The sequence below is a fragment of the Streptomyces sp. NPDC058086 genome (assembly GCF_042885015.1).
Classification (GTDB): domain Bacteria; phylum Actinomycetota; class Actinomycetes; order Streptomycetales; family Streptomycetaceae; genus Streptomyces.
This window is the reverse complement of the sequence record NZ_JBHVST010000002.1, coordinates 159,495-176,627: the sequence shown is the minus strand read 5'-3', so window position 1 is coordinate 176,627 and position 17,133 is coordinate 159,495. Positions and strand designations below refer to the sequence as shown.

The following is a 17,133-nucleotide window of genomic DNA, read 5'->3' as shown; positions in this document are numbered from 1 at the left end:
CATCGCCGTGTCATATTCAGCAACCGCCTGAAATCGCCTGCGCGGCAGGAGTACTCTCGGCCATTTACACGCTCAGGCTTCGTTCGCGCACGCTGAGTAGCGGCGCACGGGCATACGAAAACCGCACCTCCACAGGGCGGTACGTCAGATTCCGGCGATCCGCAGCGCCGCGTCGGCGGTTGCTTCGGCGAAGGCGGACACGGGCCGCTCGGGGTCGGACCGGTGCACGAGGATCACCCCTTCGATGAGACCGAACAGCAGATCCGTCCGCAGATCGAGTTCACTCTTGACGAGCGCGCCACCTGCCGCGGTCGCGGCCAGCAACTGCCGGTAGGTGTCCTTCAACTCGGCCCGTACGGCATGGAAGCCGGCGAAGCGCTCGGCGCGCACCTCGGGCAGCAGATATAGCCCACCCAGGTTGTGCGGGCCCCCGCAGAGCAGCTCCACGTCGGTGCGGCACAGCTCCCACAGCCGGCTCTCGGGCGGGGTCGCGTCGTCGGCGAGGAGCTCCCGGGCGAACGCGAGCGAGGGGGTGACGGTCGACTCCAGGAGCTCGGCGAGCAACTCCTCCTTGCCGGAGACGTAGTGGTACATCGACGCCTGGCGCATACCGGCCCGCTCGGCGACGGCACGGGTGGTCGTCGCGGCGTAACCGCGCGTCGTGAACAACTCGGCGGCCGCGTCGAGCAGTTCGTCCCGCGGCGACAGCCCGCTGTCCGGCCGCTGCGCGGCCCGAGGCCGCCCGACCCGTCGCCCACCACCACTTCCCATGCGTTCGATCCTCGCACACGACACCGGCCCCGAGCGGGACAAGGAACGGCGCGCCCACCCACCAGGGGCGCGAGGAACTGCGCGCCCAGCCACACACAACCCGCAGCTCCAAACCCACAGCGCACCCCCACAGGGGCGCGAGGAACCGCGCACCCAGCCGCACCCGACCCACACCCTCAAACCCACGGAGCGCCCCGTACCGCCAAACCCGCGGAGCGTCCGGTGAGGGGTCGGTAACCGTCCGGCAACACTCGGGACACGGCCCCGACCCTCCCCGCCCCTAATTTCTGTCGAGCGACAGAAATCACCCAGGAGCCGGAGGACTCGCGATGGCGACAGCGACCACTTACGGAGCCCGTGCCCACGCCCGGGCGCAAGAGGGCTCCCGCACGGAGGCCATGCCCGTCGTCCCGGCGAGCGCCTGGCCCGCGCCCCCCTGCGAGGCGGGCCACCTGGTGTGGGCGGAGACGGTGGCGGCCGGCAACTACACGCACAGGATGCTGGCCCGCGGCACGGAACTCAGGCTCACCGACCTCAGGGGCGACGCCTGCGCACACCTGCTCCTGTACGCCGCCGACCGCCCCTGGGAACGCCTGAACGTGGCGGACACGGTCAAGGTCCAGTGGAACGCCTACCTCGGAGAGGGGCAGCTGCTCCTCTCCGACCAAGGCCGCGTCCTCGCCTCCCTGGTCGCCGACACCTCCGGCCACCACGACACGCTCTGCGGCACCTCCACCCTCGTACGCAACACCCAGCGCTACGGCGACGGAACCCCGCAGTCCGCATCCCCCGCAGGCCGCGAGCTCTTCAAGCTGGCCGCCGCCAAGAACGGCCTCGAACCCCGTGACCTGCCGCCCTCGCTCTCCTTCTTCCAGGGCGTGGAGGTCCGCGACGACGGCTCGCTGGACTTCACCGGTTCCGCGGGCCCCGGCGGCAGCGTGACACTCCGCGCCGAGCAGGACGTGACCGTGCTGATCGCGAACGTGCCGCACCCCGCCGACCCCCGCACGGAGTACGTCAGCACTCCGCTGGAGGTCCTCGCCTGGCGCGCGGCCGCGACCGCGCCGGGCGACCCGCTGTGGGAAGCCACGCCCGAGGGCCGCCGCGCCTTCCTGAACACCGCCGAGTTCCTCGCCGCGAGGGGGATCGCATGAAGACCGTGGTTTTGGCCCGGGCCGCCTGGTCCGCCGTCGTCCGCACCGGTCAGACGCTCACCGTCACCGACCTGCACGGCAACCAGGCCGTCGACTTCCTGGTGTACGACGCCCACGACACGACCGTCCGCTACAGCGCGCCCGACACGATCCACGCGCAGGGCAACCTCTTCCTCACCACCGGCAGCGTGCTGATGTCCAACGAGCACACCCCGCTGATGACCGTGGTCGCGGACGAGGTCGGCCGGCACGACACGGTCGGCGGCGCCTGCTCCAAGGAGTCGAACACCCTGCGGTACGGACACCACACCTGGTCCCAGCACGCCTGCGTGGACAACTTCCTCGCCGAGGGTGCCAAGTACGGCCTCGGCAAGCGCGATCTCGTCTCGAACATCAACTGGTACATGAACGTGCCGGTCGAGAAGGACGGCACCCTCGGCATCGTCGACGGCATCTCGGCCCCGGGGCTCACGCTGACCCTGCGCGCCGAGTGCGACGTTCTCGTGCTGGTCTCCAACTGCCCCCAGATCAACAACCCCTGCAACGGCTTCGAGCCGACCGCGGTGGAAATGACCATCGAGGCGAGCGGGGCGACGGGATGACCTTCGACACCCTGCTGGTCGCCAACCGCGGCGAGATCGCGGTACGGATCATCCGCACGGCCCGCGAACTCGGCCTGCGCACGGTCGCCGTGTACTCCGACGCCGACCGCTGCGCACCCCACGTCCGGCTCGCCGACGAGGCGGTACGGCTGGGGCCCGCGCCCGCGAAGGAGTCGTATCTCGACGCCGACCTCGTCCTGAAGGCGGCCAAGGACACCGGGGCCGGGGCGATCCACCCCGGGTACGGCTTCCTGTCCGAGGACGCGGCCTTCGCGCGGCGCTGCGAGGACGCCGGGATCGTGTTCGTGGGTCCGACGCCGGAGCAACTGGAGCTGTTCGGGGCGAAGCACACGGCGCGGGCGGCGGCGGAGGCGGCCGGGGTGCCGTTGGCGCCCGGCACGGGACTTCTCCCCGGTCTCACCGAGGCTTTGGAGGCGGCCGCCCGCATCGGCTACCCCGTCATGCTGAAGGCCACCGGCGGTGGTGGCGGCATCGGTATGTCGGCATGTCGCTCGGCCGACGAACTGACCGAGGCGTGGGAGCGGGTACAGCGCGTCGCCGCGGCCTCCTTCTCCTCCGCCGGGGTCTTCCTGGAGCGGCTGGTGGAACACGCCCGCCATGTCGAGGTGCAGGTCTTCGGCGACGGCCGGGGCCGGGTCGTCACCTTCGGCGACCGGGACTGCTCGCTCCAGCGCCGCAACCAGAAGGTGCTGGAGGAGGCCCCGGCACCGGGCCTGCCGTCCACCGTGCGCGCCCAACTGGCCTCCTCCGCACGAGACTTGTGTGCCGCTGTCGGATACCGCTCCGCCGGAACCGTCGAGTTCGTCTACGACGCCGCACGCGAGGAGGCGTACTTCCTCGAGGTCAACACCCGCCTCCAGGTGGAGCATCCGGTCACCGAGGAGATCTACGGCGTCGACCTCGTCGGCTGGATGCTGCGGCTCGCGCGCGGGGAGTCGGAGGTCGTCCGCGATCCGGGGGCACCGCGCGGTCACGCCGTCGAGGCCCGGGTGTACGCCGAGGACCCCTCGCGCGACCACCGGCCGAGCGCGGGCCTGCTCACGCGGGTCGAGTTCCCCGGCGGCGTCCGCGTGGACGGCTGGGTGGAGACGGGCACCGAGGTGACCACGTCGTACGACCCGATGCTCGCGAAGGTCATCGCGTACGGCCAGGACCGGGCGCACGCGCTGCAACGCCTCGACGAGGCGCTGGCCAGGACCCGGGTGGACGGCATCGAGACGAACCTGGGGCTGGTGCGGGCCGCGCTCGCCGACCCTTCCTTCCGGCGGGCGACGCACTCGACGGCGACGCTGGCCGAAGTCACCGATCCCACTCGGCGCATCGAGGTCGTCTCCGGCGGGACCCTCACCTCGGTCCAGGACTGGCCGGGCCGCACCGGCTACTGGCAGGTGGGCGTGCCCCCCTGCGGCCCGATGGACGACCTCTCCTTCCGGCTCGGCAACCGCGCTCTCGGCAACCACGAGGGGGCACCCGGTCTGGAGTGCACCCTCCAGGGGCCGACCCTGCGCTTCACCCACACCACGACGGTCTGCGTCACGGGCGCACCGGCGCGGGTCACCGTGGACGGCGCGGCGGTCGCGCAGTGGGAACCGGTGACGGTACCGGCGGGGGCCCTGCTGGAGGTCGGCTCCCCCACCGAACACGGCCTGCGCACCTACGTGCTCTTCGCGGGCGGGGGCCTGGACGTACCGGCGTTCCTCGGCAGCGCGTCCACGTTCACGCTGGGCCGGTTCGGCGGACACGGGGGCCGCACCCTGAGGACGGGCGACGTACTGCACGGCGGCTCGGCGACGGATCACGGGGCGCCGGTACCGGCCGGCGACCGTCCCGGGTTCTCCTCCGGCTGGCGGGTCGGCGCGCTCGAAGGCCCGCACGCCGCACCGGAGTTCTTCACCGAGGACGACATCCACGACTTCTACGCCGCCGACTGGAAGGTCCACTTCAACTCGGCGCGCACGGGCGTACGGCTGGTCGGCCCGAAGCCCCGCTGGGCGCGCACGGACGGCGGCGAGGCGGGCCTGCACCCGTCCAACATCCACGACACGCCGTACTCGGTCGGCGCCGTCGACTACACCGGCGACATGCCGGTGCTGCTCGGCCCGGACGGCCCCTCGCTCGGCGGCTTCGTCTGCCCGGCGACGGTCGTCAGCACGGAACGCTGGAAGCTCGGCCAGTTCCGGCCCGGTGACACCGTGCGGTTCGCACCGCTGGCCGACGACGGCTCCCAGCGGCCCGCGATCGTCGACGGCGGGGTGCTCGCACGGGACGGCGACGTGACGTACCGCCGCAGCGGCGACGACAACCTGCTGGTCGAATTCGGACCGCTGCAACTGGACCTGACACTGCGCATGCGGGTCCACGCGCTGATGGAAGCCGTGACCGAGGCCGCGCTCGACGGCGTCACGGACCTGACCCCCGGCATCCGCTCCCTCCAGATCCAGACGGACCCCGGCAGGCTTCCGCAACACGAACTCCTCACCACGGTGCGGGAGATAGCCCGAACACTCCCGCCCAGCGACCAACTGGTCGTGCCCTCCCGCACGGTGCATCTCCCCCTCTCCTGGGACGACCCGGCGACCCGCGAGGCGATCGCCCGCTACATGGCGGGCGTCCGCGACGACGCGCCCTGGTGCCCGTGGAACATCGAGTTCATCCGCCGCGTGAACGGCCTGGACTCGGTGGACGACGTGTACCGCACGGTGTTCGACGCGGAGTACCTCGTCCTGGGCCTGGGCGACGTCTACCTCGGCGCACCGGTGGCCACCCCGCTGGACCCGCGCCACCGCCTGGTGACCACCAAGTACAACCCGGCGCGCACCTGGACCGCCGAGAACTCGGTCGGCATCGGCGGCGCCTACCTCTGTATCTACGGCATGGAGGGCCCCGGCGGCTACCAGTTCGTCGGCCGTACGACCCAGGTGTGGTCGGGGTGGCAGCAGCGCGGCGCGTTCGAGCCGGGCTCGCCCTGGCTGCTGCGCTTCTTCGACCGCATCAAGTGGTACGCCGTCGAGCCCGACGAACTCCTCGACCTGCGCGCCGACATCATCTCGGGCCGCTTCGTGCCCCGGATCGAGGAGGGCGTCTTCTCACTCGCCGAGTACCAGGCCTTCCTCTCCGACCACTCCGCATCCATCGCGGAGTTCCGGGCCAGGCAGGGCACCGCGTTCTCCGCCGAGCGGGACGCCTGGGAGGCGGCGGGCGAATTCGACCGGGCGGACGCCGCGTCCACGCCCGCGGCGCCCGCCGCCGAGGTGACCGTCCCCGCGGGCGGCCGCCTGATCGAGGCCGAGTTCGCGGCCTCCGTGTGGCAGCTGAACGTCGAGCCGGGCGACCGGGTGACGACCGGCCAGCCCCTGCTGGCGTTGGAGGCGATGAAGATGGAGTCCAGGGTGCCCGCCCCGATGGACGGAGTGGTCCAACAAGTCCTCACCAAGCCCGGCGCCCTGGTGGAAGCGGGCACAGCACTGGTGGTCCTGGCACCGATGAGCTGAAATCACGCCCGTGGCCTGTGGGCAGGCGTTACACGCAGGTGATTCCAACGGCGCCTCGACACCCCGCCGTGGTCTGTGGGCAGGCGTTCCTCCCCCAAGTTCTCGGCTTCGCTCGAACAGGGGGGACCCCCATGGCGGAACGGGTGGGCACAGACCACCCACCGGTCCGCACCCGAAGAACCAGGAGCAACCCATGTCCGTCCTGACCCGAGTCCGTATGGCCTACGCCCGCATCGAGGCAGTCGACCGCCCCGAGATCTGGATCGACCTCCGCCCCCAGGCAGAGGTCGAGAAGGAGGCCCAGGCCATGGACGCCCGCCTCGCCGCAGGCGAACACCTCCCCCTAGCCGGCAAGCTCCTCGCCGCGAAGGGCAACATCGACGTGGCGGGCCTCAAGACCACCGCAGGCTGCCCGGCCTACGCGTACACCCCGGAGGCCGACGCCCCCGCGGTCGCCCGCCTCCGCGCAGCCGGCGCACTCGTCCTCGGCACCACGAACCTCGACCAGTTCGCCACCGGCCTGGTCGGCACCCGCTCCCCGCACGGCGCCGTACGAGGCGCCCTGGACCCGGCCAGGATCAGCGGCGGCTCCAGCTCGGGATCGGCCGTGGCCGTAGCCCTCGGCATCGTCGACCTCGCCCTCGGCACCGACACGGCCGGCTCCGGACGCGTCCCCGCCGCCTTCAACGGCATCGTCGGCCTCAAGCCCACCCGCGGCCTGGTCCCGACCACCGGTGTCGTCCCGGCCTGCGCCTCGCTCGACTGCGTGACCGTCTTCGCCCGTACGCTCCCGGAGGCCGAGCAGGCCCTCGCGTACCTGGCGTCCCCCTCCGGACGCGAACTCCCCTCACTCCCCCAGCGGGCCCCCGGCCCCTGGCGCGTCGCCGTCCCCCCGACGCCGCAGCTCGGCGAACTCGACGAGGGGTGGGCGCAGGCTTACGAGGCCGCCGTGGAGCAGCTCGTCGCGGCCGGGGCCGAGGTGCGCACGCTCGACCTCACCCCGTTCACCGAGGCGGCGGCGATGCTCTACGAGGGCGCGTTCGTCGCCGAGCGCTACACGGCGGTGGGGAGTTTTGTCGACAAGTTGATCAGCGAGGGAGGCGCGGGTCTCGACCCGACCGTCGCCGGGATCATCACCCGCGCCCGGGACATCCCGGCCCACCAGCTCTTCGCCGACCAGGACCGGCTGGCGGCGCTGCGCACCCGGGCCCTCGCCGAACTCGGCGACGCGGACGCCCTGTTGCTGCCGACCGCACCCGGCCACCCCACGCTCGCGGAGGTCGCCGCCGACCCGCTCGGCGCCAACGCCCGGCTGGGCCGCTTCACCAACTCCACGAACCTCTTCGACCTGGCGGCGGTCGCCGTTCCGGCCGGTCTCACGCCCGCCGCTCTGCCCTTCGGCGTGATGCTGATCGGCCCTGCGTTCACCGACGAACGCCTCGCCCGGATCGCCGCGCTGCTCCAGCCGGAGCTGCGGATCGCGGTGGTCGGCGCCCACCTGTCCGGCCAGCCGCTGAACCCCCAGCTCCTGTCCCTGGGCGCGGAGTGGGAGCGCACGACCACGACGGCACCCGCCTACCGTCTGCACGCGCTGTCCACCACCCCGCCCAAGCCGGGCCTGGTCCACGTCGGCGAGAGCGGCGGGGCCGGCATCGAGGCCGAGGTGTGGCGACTGCCCGCGGCGGGCCTCGGCCGGCTGCTCGCCGACCTGCCCCGGCCGATGGCACTGGGCCGGGTCGAACTGGCCGACGGCACCCACGTGCCCGGCTTCCTGTGCGAGCCCGCGGCGCTCGAAGGCGCCGAGGACATCACGGAGTACGGCGGCTGGCGCGGCTACCTCCGGACGCGCGCCTGACCTCACGGCCGTGGTCGGGCCGGTAGGCCGACGAGTCACGATGCGGCAAAAGGCATCGCGGAAACGGACGCGGGCCGAACGTGCCCCGGGGCCGGGGCGTCACAGGCGTGGCACGAGCTTCGCCTCACGTTCCGTTCGTCAGCGCCGGCCCCGGGGGACCCATGCAGTCCAAGACCACACGCATCGCCCATCTGCTCGTCACCCTCGCCCTCCTGACCGCCGGAGCCGGTGCCGTCACGGGGTGCGGCAGCGAAAGGGCCGCCGGCAACGGGGTGCAGGCCCCCGGCACCGGTCAGGAGCCGCAGGCGGAGAGCCGCGCCCGACAGGTCGCCGACGCCTGGGACGGTTCCGAGGCCGCTCGGCAGTGGCGCAAGGGCTACTACCCGATGGCGGACGCGGTCCAGTTGCCCGAGGGCGGCCCGCGCGACGAAGCCGACAAGCGGGCCTTCACCACCCAGAACTTCGTGCTGCGCGGCGCACTTCCGGCACTCCCGCGCAGGGACGGGGAGGTGAGGTGGAAGAGCGGAGCCTCCCTCACCCTGCCGCTGATGGCGGCGGGCAAGGCGTACGAGAGGGTGGCGCGCGGCGGGAACGACGGCCCGCACCTGACCGTGACCGGGGCGAAGCCGGGCGAGATGACCCTGGCCACCAGCCGGGGCCCGGCGACCGTTCCGGCCTGGCTGTTCACTCTGGAGGGCTACGACACTCCGCTCAAGCGCGCCGCCGTCGGCCCCTCGAAGCTCCCCGAGTCGCCGATCGGGCCGAGCCGGGATGTCCCCGCCGGCACGTCGGCCCCGCTCGACCGGCTCGTCGCGGTGGCCGGCGACGGCCGAACCCTCACGGTCCTGGCCGACCACGGGTCCTGCGACTCCGGCCCGGCCGTGCACGTACTGGAGACCAGGACCGGTGTGGTGCTGTCCGCGTCCGTCCTCGGAGCGAGGAAAGGTCCCTGCACCGGTGAGGGGATCCGCGCGAGGGTGACGGTGAAGCTGACCCGCCCGATCGGCGACCGTATCCCCCTGGACGCCCACACCGGCCGCCCCGTGCCTCATGAGGGGCCGCACGAGCCCTCACCGAGCTGGAGCTGACACAAGGATGCGCCGCCCCCGGCAGGGAGGCGGCGCACCACGAGCGACCGGGCCACCGGCTCGGCTCAGCCCACTCAGCCCACCGACGAGTAGGCGACCACTCCGCGCAGCAGGCCGTCGACCGCCTTGCGCGCGTTCTTCGCGACCGTCGACCTCTCACCGCCGGCGACCGGCGCGGCGGCCGAGATCTGGCCCAGCACGTCGATGACCTGCTTGCACCAGCGGACGAAGTCACCGGCCGGCATCTCCGCCTCGCGCAGCACCTCGTCGAGGCCCTTGCCGGAAGCCCACTCGTAGGCCGCCCAGGCGAAGCCGAGGTCCGGTTCGCGCTGGCCGACGCCCTCGGACTGGGTGATCCGGAAGTCCTCCTCCAGCGCGTCGAGACGGCCCCAGATGCGGACCATCTCACCGAGCGCCGCCTTGGCCTTGCCGGACGGCAGCTTCGGCGCCATAGCGTCGTCGCCGACCCGCGACTCGTACACCAACGCCGAGACGCAGGCCGCAAGTTCGGCCGGGTCGAGGCCTTCCCACACCCCGGCGCGCAGGCATTCGCTGGCCAGCAGGTCGAGTTCGCCGTACAGCCGGGCGAGCCGTCTGCCGTGCTCCGTGGCCTCGTCGCCGCGCAGGTAGTCCAACTCGGTGAGGAGGGCGACGATCCGGTCGAAGGTGCGGGCGATGGTGTTCGTCCGGCCCTCGATGCGGTTCTCCAGCTGCTTGGTGTCACGCAGCAGCCGGTGGTAGCGCTCGGCCCAACGGGCGTGGTCCTCACGGTCGTTGCACCCGTGGCAGGGGTGGGCGCGGATCGCGGTGCGCAGCCGGGCGATCTCACGGTCGTCGGCGGCCTCGGAGCGGCGCTTGCGCAGCCGGTCGGGGACGATGTGTCCGGCCTTGGTGCGCAGCGCGGAGGCGAGGTCGCGACGGGACTGCGGGGAGCGCGGGTTGAAGGACTTCGGGATGCGCATCCGCTCCAGCGCCTCGACCGGCACCGGGAAGTCCATCGAGGCCAGCCGCTTCACCTGGCGCTCGGCGGTGAGGACCAGCGGACGCGGTCCGTCGTGGTGCTCGAAGCCGCGGTGGCCGTTGGACCGGCCCGCGGGCAGCCCCGGGTCGAGGACCAGCGCCAGGCCCGCGAACTTGCCGGTCGGGACATGGATGATGTCGCCGGGCTTGAGCTTCTCCAGCGCCACGGCCGCCTCTGCGCGCCGCTGTGCCGCGCCCTGCTTGGCGAGCTCCGTCTCGCGGTCCTTGAGTTCGCGGCGCAGTCGCGCGTACTCGTCGAAGTCCCCGAGGTGGCAGGTCATGGACTCCTTGTAGCCCTCAAGCCCCTCCTCGTTGCGCTGTACCTGCCGGGAGATCCCGACGACCGACTTGTCGGCCTGGAACTGCGCGAAGGACGTCTCCAGCAGCTCGCGCGAGCGGTGCCGGCCGAACTGCTCGACCAGGTTCACGGCCATGTTGTACGACGGCTTGAAGCTGGAGCGCAGCGGGTAGGTGCGGGTGCCCGCGAGTCCCGCCAGGTGGTCGGGGCTGAAGCCGCGCTGCCACAGCACGACGGCGTGGCCCTCGACGTCGATGCCGCGGCGCCCGGCACGACCGGTGAGCTGGGTGTACTCGCCGGGTGTGATGTCGGCGTGCTGCTCGCCGTTCCACTTGACGAGCTTCTCCAACACCACCGAGCGGGCGGGCATGTTGATGCCCAGCGCCAGGGTCTCCGTCGCGAACACGGCCTTCACCAGGCCGCGTACGAAGAGTTCCTCGACGACTTCCTTGAACGTGGGCAGCATGCCCGCGTGGTGGGCCGCGATGCCGCGCTCCAGGCCCTCCAGCCACTCGTAGTAGCCCAGGACGTGCAGATCCTCGGAGGGGATGGACGCGGTGCGCTCCTCGACGATCTCGCGCACCTTCGCGCGCGCCTCCTCGTCGTTCAGCCTGAGGCCCGCGTACAGGCACTGCTGGACGGCGGCCTCGCAGGCGGCGCGGCTGAAGATGAACGTGATCGCGGGCAGCAGGCCCTCGGCGTCGAGCCGTTCGATGACCTCGGGGCGGCCCGGTGTCCAGATCCGCGAGCGCTGCCGGCGCTCGCGCTCACGGTCGGCCTCGCGCATGGCGCGGCCGCGTCTGCGGTCCTGGAACGAGGGACGGCTGGCCTCCATACGGGCCAGGCGGGTGAGGTCGGGGTTGACCGCCTTCTTGTTGCCTTCGCCCTCCTCGAAGAGGTCGTACATCCGGCGCCCGGCCAGCACGTGCTGGAACAGCGGGACGGGCCGGTGCTCGGAGACGATCACCTCGGTGTGGCCACGCACGGTGTCCAGCCAGTCGCCGAACTCCTCCGCGTTCGACACGGTCGCCGAGAGTGACACCAGGGTCACCGACTCCGGGAGGTGGATGATCACTTCCTCCCAGACGGCGCCGCGGAAGCGGTCGGAGAGGTAGTGCACCTCGTCCATGACCACATAGCCGAGGCCGAGAAGGGTCTGGGAGCCCGCGTACAGCATGTTGCGCAGCACCTCGGTGGTCATGACGACCACCGGGGCATCGGAGTTGACGCTGTTGTCGCCGGTGAGCAGGCCGACCTTGCCCGCGCCGTAGCGGCGGCACAGATCGGCGTACTTCTGGTTCGAGAGCGCCTTGATCGGCGTGGTGTAGAAGCACTTCTTGCCCTGCTGGAGGGCGAGGTGGACGGCGAACTCGCCGACGACCGTCTTGCCCGAGCCGGTGGGCGCGGCCACGAGCACACCCTTGCCCGCTTCGAGCGCCTGGCAGGCCTCGATCTGGTAGGGGTCGAGGCCGAAGTCGTACATCTCGCGGAAGGAGGCGAGCGCGGTGGCCTGCTCGACAGCGCGCTTCCGTGCTGCCGCATACCGCTCGGCCGGTGAGAGGTCCTCTGTCATCGTGCTTTCGAGACTACCGGCAGCCACTGACAACATGACGATCAATATCCGGATCTGTTTATCTCAAACCCCGGATTCCCGCAGCTCAGGGAATTGCCACGCGCACCGCCGCGGGCACGCACTCCACGGTGAGCGGCAGCGGCCCCAGCGGCTCCCCGTCCGCGTACGCGGTGACACCCTCGGCGACGAGCTCGACCTTGGTGGCCCGGTGCGCGGTGACGACGGGGTGGTCGAGGTGGGTGCCCCGGTAGACCTTGGGGAACACCTTGAGCAGGGTCGTACGGCTGCACTCCCCGACGACCGTGACGTCGAACAGCCCGTCCTCCAGATCGGCGCCCGCGCAGATCCTCATTCCGCCGCCATACGACGACCCGTTGCCGACCGCGACGAGCGTCGCCCGGATCTCCCGGACCTCGCCGTCGTCCAGGGTGATCCGGTACGGGAGGGGCCTGAGGGCGGCCAGTTCGGCGAGCATGGCGAGGTCGTACTTGAAGCGGCCGACCGGCCACCGCATGCGATTGCCGCGATCGTTGACCCGGGAGTCGAAGCCGGAGGCGAGGACGGTGGCGAACCAGGTGCCGTTCGCCCGGCCCAGGTCGATGTCGCGCAGCCGCGCCCCCTTGAGGGACTCGGCGATCAGCCGTCCCGCGGCCGCCGGGTCGCGCACCGGAAGCCCGAGGGCGCGGGCGAAGTCGTTGCCGGTGCCGGCGGCGACCAGGCCGAGCGGGGTGCGGGTGCCGGCGACGGCCTGGAGGGCGAGGTTCGCCATGCCGTCGCCCCCGACGGCTATCAGGGCGCCGGTGCCGCCCTCGACGGCCTCACGCGCGCGCGTGAGGGCGTCCTCGGCGTTCTCCCCGAGGACCGTACGGACGGAGAATCCCGCCGCTCGCAATGCGAAAGCGGCCGGCTGCGCCGCGTGGGCGCCCCGGCCGCGTCCTGCGGTGGGGTTGACGAAGAGGGTGATCTCGCTGGTCACGGCCCTGACCCTACGAGATCTCCGGGCTTCGTCAGGTCACGTCGTCATAACCGTTGACCCGGTCCGTGCCCGACTGCTCGGGCAGCGCGCGGTGCGCCGACACGCTCTCGACCTCGCCGATGTCGTCGGGCGTGAGGTCCAGGTCGGAGGCCTCGTCGTCCGCCGGACCCTCGGCGTCCCGGCGCTGCTTGCGCCGGTCGTTCATCAGCGAGAAGACGACGGCGCCGAAGTACAGGACCCAGATCGGTACCGCGAGCGCCAGCATCGTCAGCGGGTCGGTGCTCGGCGTGGCGACGGCCGCGAAGACCGTGATGCCCATGATCATGGCGCGCCACCAGCCGAGCATGCGCTTGCCGGTCAGGATGCCGGTGAGGTTGAGCATGACCAGCAGCAGCGGCAGCTCGAAGGAGAGGCCGAAGACGACCACCATGCGCGTGACGAGGTCGAGCAGATCGTCCAGCGGCAGCAGGTTGTTCACGCCGTCCGGCGTGAAGTCGATCAGCACCTTCGCGGTGGTGGGCAGCACCTTGTAGGCGAAGAAGCCACCGGCGAAGAAGAGCGGAACGCCCGTCCCGACGAACGCGTACGCGTACTTCTTCTCGTTCTGGTGCAGACCGGGCGCGACGAACGCCCACAGCTGGTAGAGCCACACCGGCGAGGCGAGCGCGACACCGGCCATCAACGAGACCTTCAACGCCAGGGTGAACGGGGCGAGCAGACCGTTGATCGTGATCTGCGCGCACTGCTGGTGGCCCTTGGGCGTTTTCGCCAGCTCGGCGAAGCTCGAAGGACACCCGACCGAGTCCAGCACCGGCTTGGTGAAGAAGTTGATGATGTCGTTGTAGTAGAAGGCGGCCACGACCGTGACGATGACGATGGCCAGCATCGCCTTCGCGAGCCGGTTGCGGAGCTCACGAAGGTGGTCCGCAAGGGGCATCCGTCCCTCGGGATCCTTCTCCTTCTTGCGGGCAGAGTTGAGCAACCCACGTCCTCATCTCGTGCGGCGGGCCGGAGGCGTCCGGTCCTGCGTCAGCGCTTGGTCGTGTCCGTCGGCTCGGTGACCGGGCGGGAGCTGGTCACATCGCCGGGCGCGGCCTGGATCGTGCGCTGAGCCGGGGTCTGCTCGTCGGTGCTGGGCGGACCGGCCGGGGCGGGGGTGCTGCCCTCGTCCTTCATCGCCTTCGCCTCGCTCTTCAGGATGCGCGCGGACTTTCCGAGAGAGCGCGCCATGTCCGGAAGCTTCTTCGCGCCGAACAGCAGGATGATGACGACGAGGATGAGAATGATCTCGGGAGCGCCGAGCCTTCCGAACATAAGTCTTTACCTTCTCACCGAGGCGGCTGGGTCGGGGTGCTGTCCGATCGGTCGGACATGTGCCCGAACGTCGTGATGACAGCGATCGTAACGCTCAGGGGTGAACGCGGGGCAATCCCTGTGCGTACTCCCAGTTCGCGGCCGGCGCCTCGTTCTCCGGACCGCGATCAGAAGCGTACCCGCCCTCACCGGCAAGTTGACAGGTTCGAACGGCCCATTGCGTATACCTGGACGGACTCATACCGGGATCCCTGGAAGGTCATACGGCATCCACAGAACGCGCGACCCCGACGGCCGCCCGCTCCAGGTCGTCGGCCGCCTGGTTGATCCGGCGCGCGGAGTCCGTCACCTGCCGCCCCAGACGTTCCGCTTCCACGAAGACACGGACAGCGAGCACGCCGAGAACGGCGATTCCAAGAAAACCCACGACAATCGCGAACATCGGCCAGAACATGAGGTCGAGCCTAAGTCGTGGAGTGCAGGCGGAGTGTGCGCACCCCGCCGCCGGTGAGGAGTTCGACGATGCGCTCGCCCGCGGGCTTGCGGACGGCCGAGCCGCACTCGGTGCAGGTGAAGGAGTAGAACGTGGTGCGGCTGGTGGCGCCGATGGCCAGCATCAGGGCGTTCGCCCTGAGCTCCAGAGCGGCCCGGCAGTCGGGGCAGCCCGCCTTGAACAGCACGTCGGCGACTCTCCGCATACCCGCGAACGCGGTGACGACCGTCATCTCCGCCGCGCCCCCGGATGCGCCGGCCCGCTCCGCGCCGCCCGCCTTCACCGGCCCGCCGGCCCTCTGCGAGGTACCGGCCCTCCCCGACGCGCCCGACATCGCCGACGTGGTCAAAGCCCCTGCTCCTGCCTGTCGTACGGTCCGTCCTCATCGCCCTCGAGCCCGTCGTAGGCCGCGAGTGCCTCCCGAGCCGCCTCGCGGGCGCTGTCCGCCAGTTCCGGCGGCGACACGATCCGGCCGTCCCGGCCCAAGCGCAGCGCCAGCCGTCGCAGCGACGTGGGGTCGGGGGTCCGCAAGGTGATACGCAGCCCGCCGTCCGGCAGCTCATCCGCACTGTCGTGCGGGTAGTACTCCGCGACCCAGCGCCCGCCCGGCCCGACCTCGACGACCACCTCGGGGTCCTCGGCCGCGGGCTGCACCAGCCCCTCGGAGAGGTCCCGCAGCTCGACCTCGGGCGGCGCGGACGGCTCGTCGAGGATGCGGATCTCGGCGACCCGGTCGAGCCGGAAGGTGCGGCGCGCCTCGGAGCGGCGGCACCAGGCCTCCACGTACGTGTGCCCGACGCTGACCAGGCGGATCGGGTCGATCTCGCGCTCGGTGAGCTCGTCGCGCGAGGGCGAGTAGTAGCGGATCCACAGCCGGCGCCGCTCGGAGATCGCCCGGTCGACGTCCGCGAAGACGCCGCCCTCGGACTCGAAGGTCACCGAGAGGCGGGAGCTGGCGCCCGCCGCCTCGCCCGAGGCGGCCTCCACCTTGGCGGTGGCGCGCAGCAGCGCCTGCCGGTCGCCCTCGCGCAGTCCGGGCAGCGTGGACACCGCGCGGGCGGCCACCAGCAGCGCGGTCGCCTCGTCGGCGGCGATACGGAGGGGTTCGGCGACGTCGTCGGGGTTGTGCCACCAGATGCGGTCGCCGTCGGTGTCGATGTCGAGGAGGTCACCGCCGCGGAAGCTGGTCCCGCACAGCGGCAGCACGTCGAGGTCGGAGATCAGCTCGTCCTCGGTGATCCCGAATGCCCTGGCGACATCACCGACGTGCGCGCCGGGGCGCTCGCGCAGATAGGTCACCAGGGAGAGCATCCGCCGGGTCTGGTCGATCGCGTTCGTGGGCCTGGCCGGTTTTGATGCCACGTTCTCTACGTTCCCCCTCAGCCCTTGGCCACGGCGCGCAGCCGGTCCACTACATCGGCCCGCAGCTCGGCGGGCTCCAGGACCACCACGTCGGGCCCGAACTCGACGAGCCAGGCGTCCAGGCCGTGCCCGTACGGAATCTCCAACTCGTCCCAGCCGTCGCCCAGTTCCCGTACGGAGACGGCCTTGGCCCGCAGCGGGTAGCCGGAGCCGGTGCGCAGCCGGATCAGCGCGGAGCGGTCGGCGATCTCGCCCGCCCAGCTCGCGACGGTCTCCCGCACGGTGACGACGTCGGGCACCTCGGCGGTATAACGCCCGGCGCGGGAGCGGACCCTGCCGGTGATACGGGAGAGCCTGAAGACGCGCTCGGCGCCGCGGTCGCGGTCCCAGCCCGCCAGGTACCAGTGGCCGCGCCAGCACTCCAGCGCCCACGGCTCGACCTGCCGGGTCTCGGGGTGTGCGGCGGTTGCCTTGCGGTAGTCGAAGACGACCGGGCGGCGGTCGCGGCAGGCCAGCATCAGCGGCTCGAAGGCCGCCTCGTGCACGGGAATGTGCGGTTCGAGGGCGCCATGCGCCTCGTAGGGGTCCACGTCCTCGGGCAGCCCGGCGGCGCGCAGCTTCTGCAACGCACCACTCGCCGCGCCGGCCAGCCGGGCCTGCTGCCAGACCTTGGCGGCGAGGCCGAGGGCGGCGGCCTCCTCGGCGTCGAGGGTGATGGGCGGCAGGCGGTTGCTGTCGCGGCGGGCGAGATAGCCGACCTCGCCGTCGAGGTTCTCCACCGTCTCGATGACCAGGCCCAGCTCGCGCAGATCGTCCTTGTCGCGCTCGAACATCCGGTTGAAGGAGTCGTCCGACCCGGCTTCCAGATAGGCCTCGATGGACTCGCGGAGTTCGCGCTTGCTGAGCGGCCGCCGCGTCCCGAGCAGACACAGCGCGAGGTTCATCAGCCGCTCGGCCTTGGCAATGGCCATCGACGCCCTTCCTATGGTGCTTCCGACCGATGACCGTACCGCTCCGGAGCGCCCCGGCAAAAGCCGAGGGCCCATGCCCGGACAGGCATGGGCCCCAGGTGATCGGCTTCGGACGAATCCCGATCACAGCGCGCACGAAGATCG

Annotated in this window: 14 protein-coding genes; 5 read left to right on the top strand and 9 right to left on the bottom strand. The window is 71.5% G+C overall.

The genetic code is table 11. The features are described 5' to 3' along the window. Positions 1 to 144 precede the first annotated feature (144 nt). Positions 145 to 771 (bottom strand): TetR/AcrR family transcriptional regulator, encoded by a 627-nt coding sequence (locus tag ACFVWD_RS02295; RefSeq protein ID WP_168490158.1) that lies wholly within the window; start codon positions 769 to 771, stop codon positions 145 to 147. 329 nt (positions 772 to 1,100) lie between these two features. On the opposite strand from ACFVWD_RS02295, the gene ACFVWD_RS02290 reads away from it, so the two are divergent. From ACFVWD_RS02290 to ACFVWD_RS02270, 5 genes are all read left to right on the top strand, one after another. Further along, positions 1,101 to 1,925, top strand: coding sequence for an urea amidolyase associated protein UAAP1 (locus tag ACFVWD_RS02290; RefSeq protein ID WP_389593420.1), 825 nt, complete (start codon positions 1,101 to 1,103; stop codon positions 1,923 to 1,925). Beyond that, positions 1,922 to 2,527 (top strand): urea amidolyase associated protein UAAP2, encoded by a 606-nt coding sequence (locus ACFVWD_RS02285; protein ID WP_389593419.1) that lies wholly within the window; start codon positions 1,922 to 1,924, stop codon positions 2,525 to 2,527. The genes ACFVWD_RS02290 and ACFVWD_RS02285 overlap by 4 nt, the downstream gene beginning before the upstream one ends. Then, positions 2,524 to 6,039, top strand: a complete 3,516-nt coding sequence (locus tag ACFVWD_RS02280; protein WP_389593417.1) for a 5-oxoprolinase/urea amidolyase family protein — start codon at positions 2,524 to 2,526, stop codon at positions 6,037 to 6,039. Before ACFVWD_RS02285 ends, ACFVWD_RS02280 begins: the two co-directional genes overlap by 4 nt. A 193-nt stretch (positions 6,040 to 6,232) precedes the next feature. Continuing rightward, the gene (gene atzF, locus ACFVWD_RS02275; protein WP_389593415.1) at positions 6,233 to 7,894 is read left to right on the top strand and encodes an allophanate hydrolase; all 1,662 of its coding nucleotides are present in this window, start codon (positions 6,233 to 6,235) and stop codon (positions 7,892 to 7,894) included. Positions 7,895 to 8,055: 161 nt separating this feature from the next. Further along, positions 8,056 to 8,982: a hypothetical protein gene (locus tag ACFVWD_RS02270; protein ID WP_389593414.1), complete on the top strand. Its 927-nt coding sequence runs from the start codon at positions 8,056 to 8,058 to the stop codon at positions 8,980 to 8,982. 74 nt (positions 8,983 to 9,056) lie between these two features. On the opposite strand, the gene ACFVWD_RS02265 is transcribed toward ACFVWD_RS02270, so the two are convergent. The 8 genes from ACFVWD_RS02265 to ACFVWD_RS02230 form a co-directional block, all read right to left on the bottom strand. Beyond that, positions 9,057 to 11,918: a DEAD/DEAH box helicase gene (locus tag ACFVWD_RS02265; protein ID WP_389593412.1), complete on the bottom strand. Its 2,862-nt coding sequence runs from the start codon at positions 11,916 to 11,918 to the stop codon at positions 9,057 to 9,059. Positions 11,919 to 11,958: 40 nt separating this feature from the next. Next, complete coding sequence (locus tag ACFVWD_RS02260) at positions 11,959 to 12,849, bottom strand: diacylglycerol kinase (RefSeq protein ID WP_389593411.1); 891 nt, start codon at positions 12,847 to 12,849, stop codon at positions 11,959 to 11,961. Between the two features lie 31 nt (positions 12,850 to 12,880). After that, positions 12,881 to 13,831, bottom strand: a complete 951-nt coding sequence (gene tatC, locus ACFVWD_RS02255; protein WP_389593409.1) for a twin-arginine translocase subunit TatC — start codon at positions 13,829 to 13,831, stop codon at positions 12,881 to 12,883. Positions 13,832 to 13,878: 47 nt separating this feature from the next. Then, a complete protein-coding gene (gene tatA, locus ACFVWD_RS02250; RefSeq protein WP_054231175.1) occupies positions 13,879 to 14,163 on the bottom strand; it encodes a Sec-independent protein translocase subunit TatA in 285 nt (94 codons plus the stop codon). Between the two features lie 259 nt (positions 14,164 to 14,422). Continuing rightward, positions 14,423 to 14,617: a hypothetical protein gene (locus ACFVWD_RS02245; protein ID WP_101406110.1), complete on the bottom strand. Its 195-nt coding sequence runs from the start codon at positions 14,615 to 14,617 to the stop codon at positions 14,423 to 14,425. 10 nt (positions 14,618 to 14,627) lie between these two features. After that, positions 14,628 to 14,888: a hypothetical protein gene (locus ACFVWD_RS02240; RefSeq protein ID WP_067366398.1), complete on the bottom strand. Its 261-nt coding sequence runs from the start codon at positions 14,886 to 14,888 to the stop codon at positions 14,628 to 14,630. A gap of 113 nt (positions 14,889 to 15,001) precedes the next feature. After that, positions 15,002 to 16,018 (bottom strand): helix-turn-helix transcriptional regulator, encoded by a 1,017-nt coding sequence (locus ACFVWD_RS02235; protein ID WP_389593408.1) that lies wholly within the window; start codon positions 16,016 to 16,018, stop codon positions 15,002 to 15,004. A gap of 17 nt (positions 16,019 to 16,035) precedes the next feature. Continuing rightward, entirely contained in the window at positions 16,036 to 16,989 is a 954-nt protein-coding gene (locus ACFVWD_RS02230) for a YafY family protein (RefSeq protein WP_168490169.1), read from the bottom strand. Between the last annotated feature and the right edge of the window lie 144 nt (positions 16,990 to 17,133).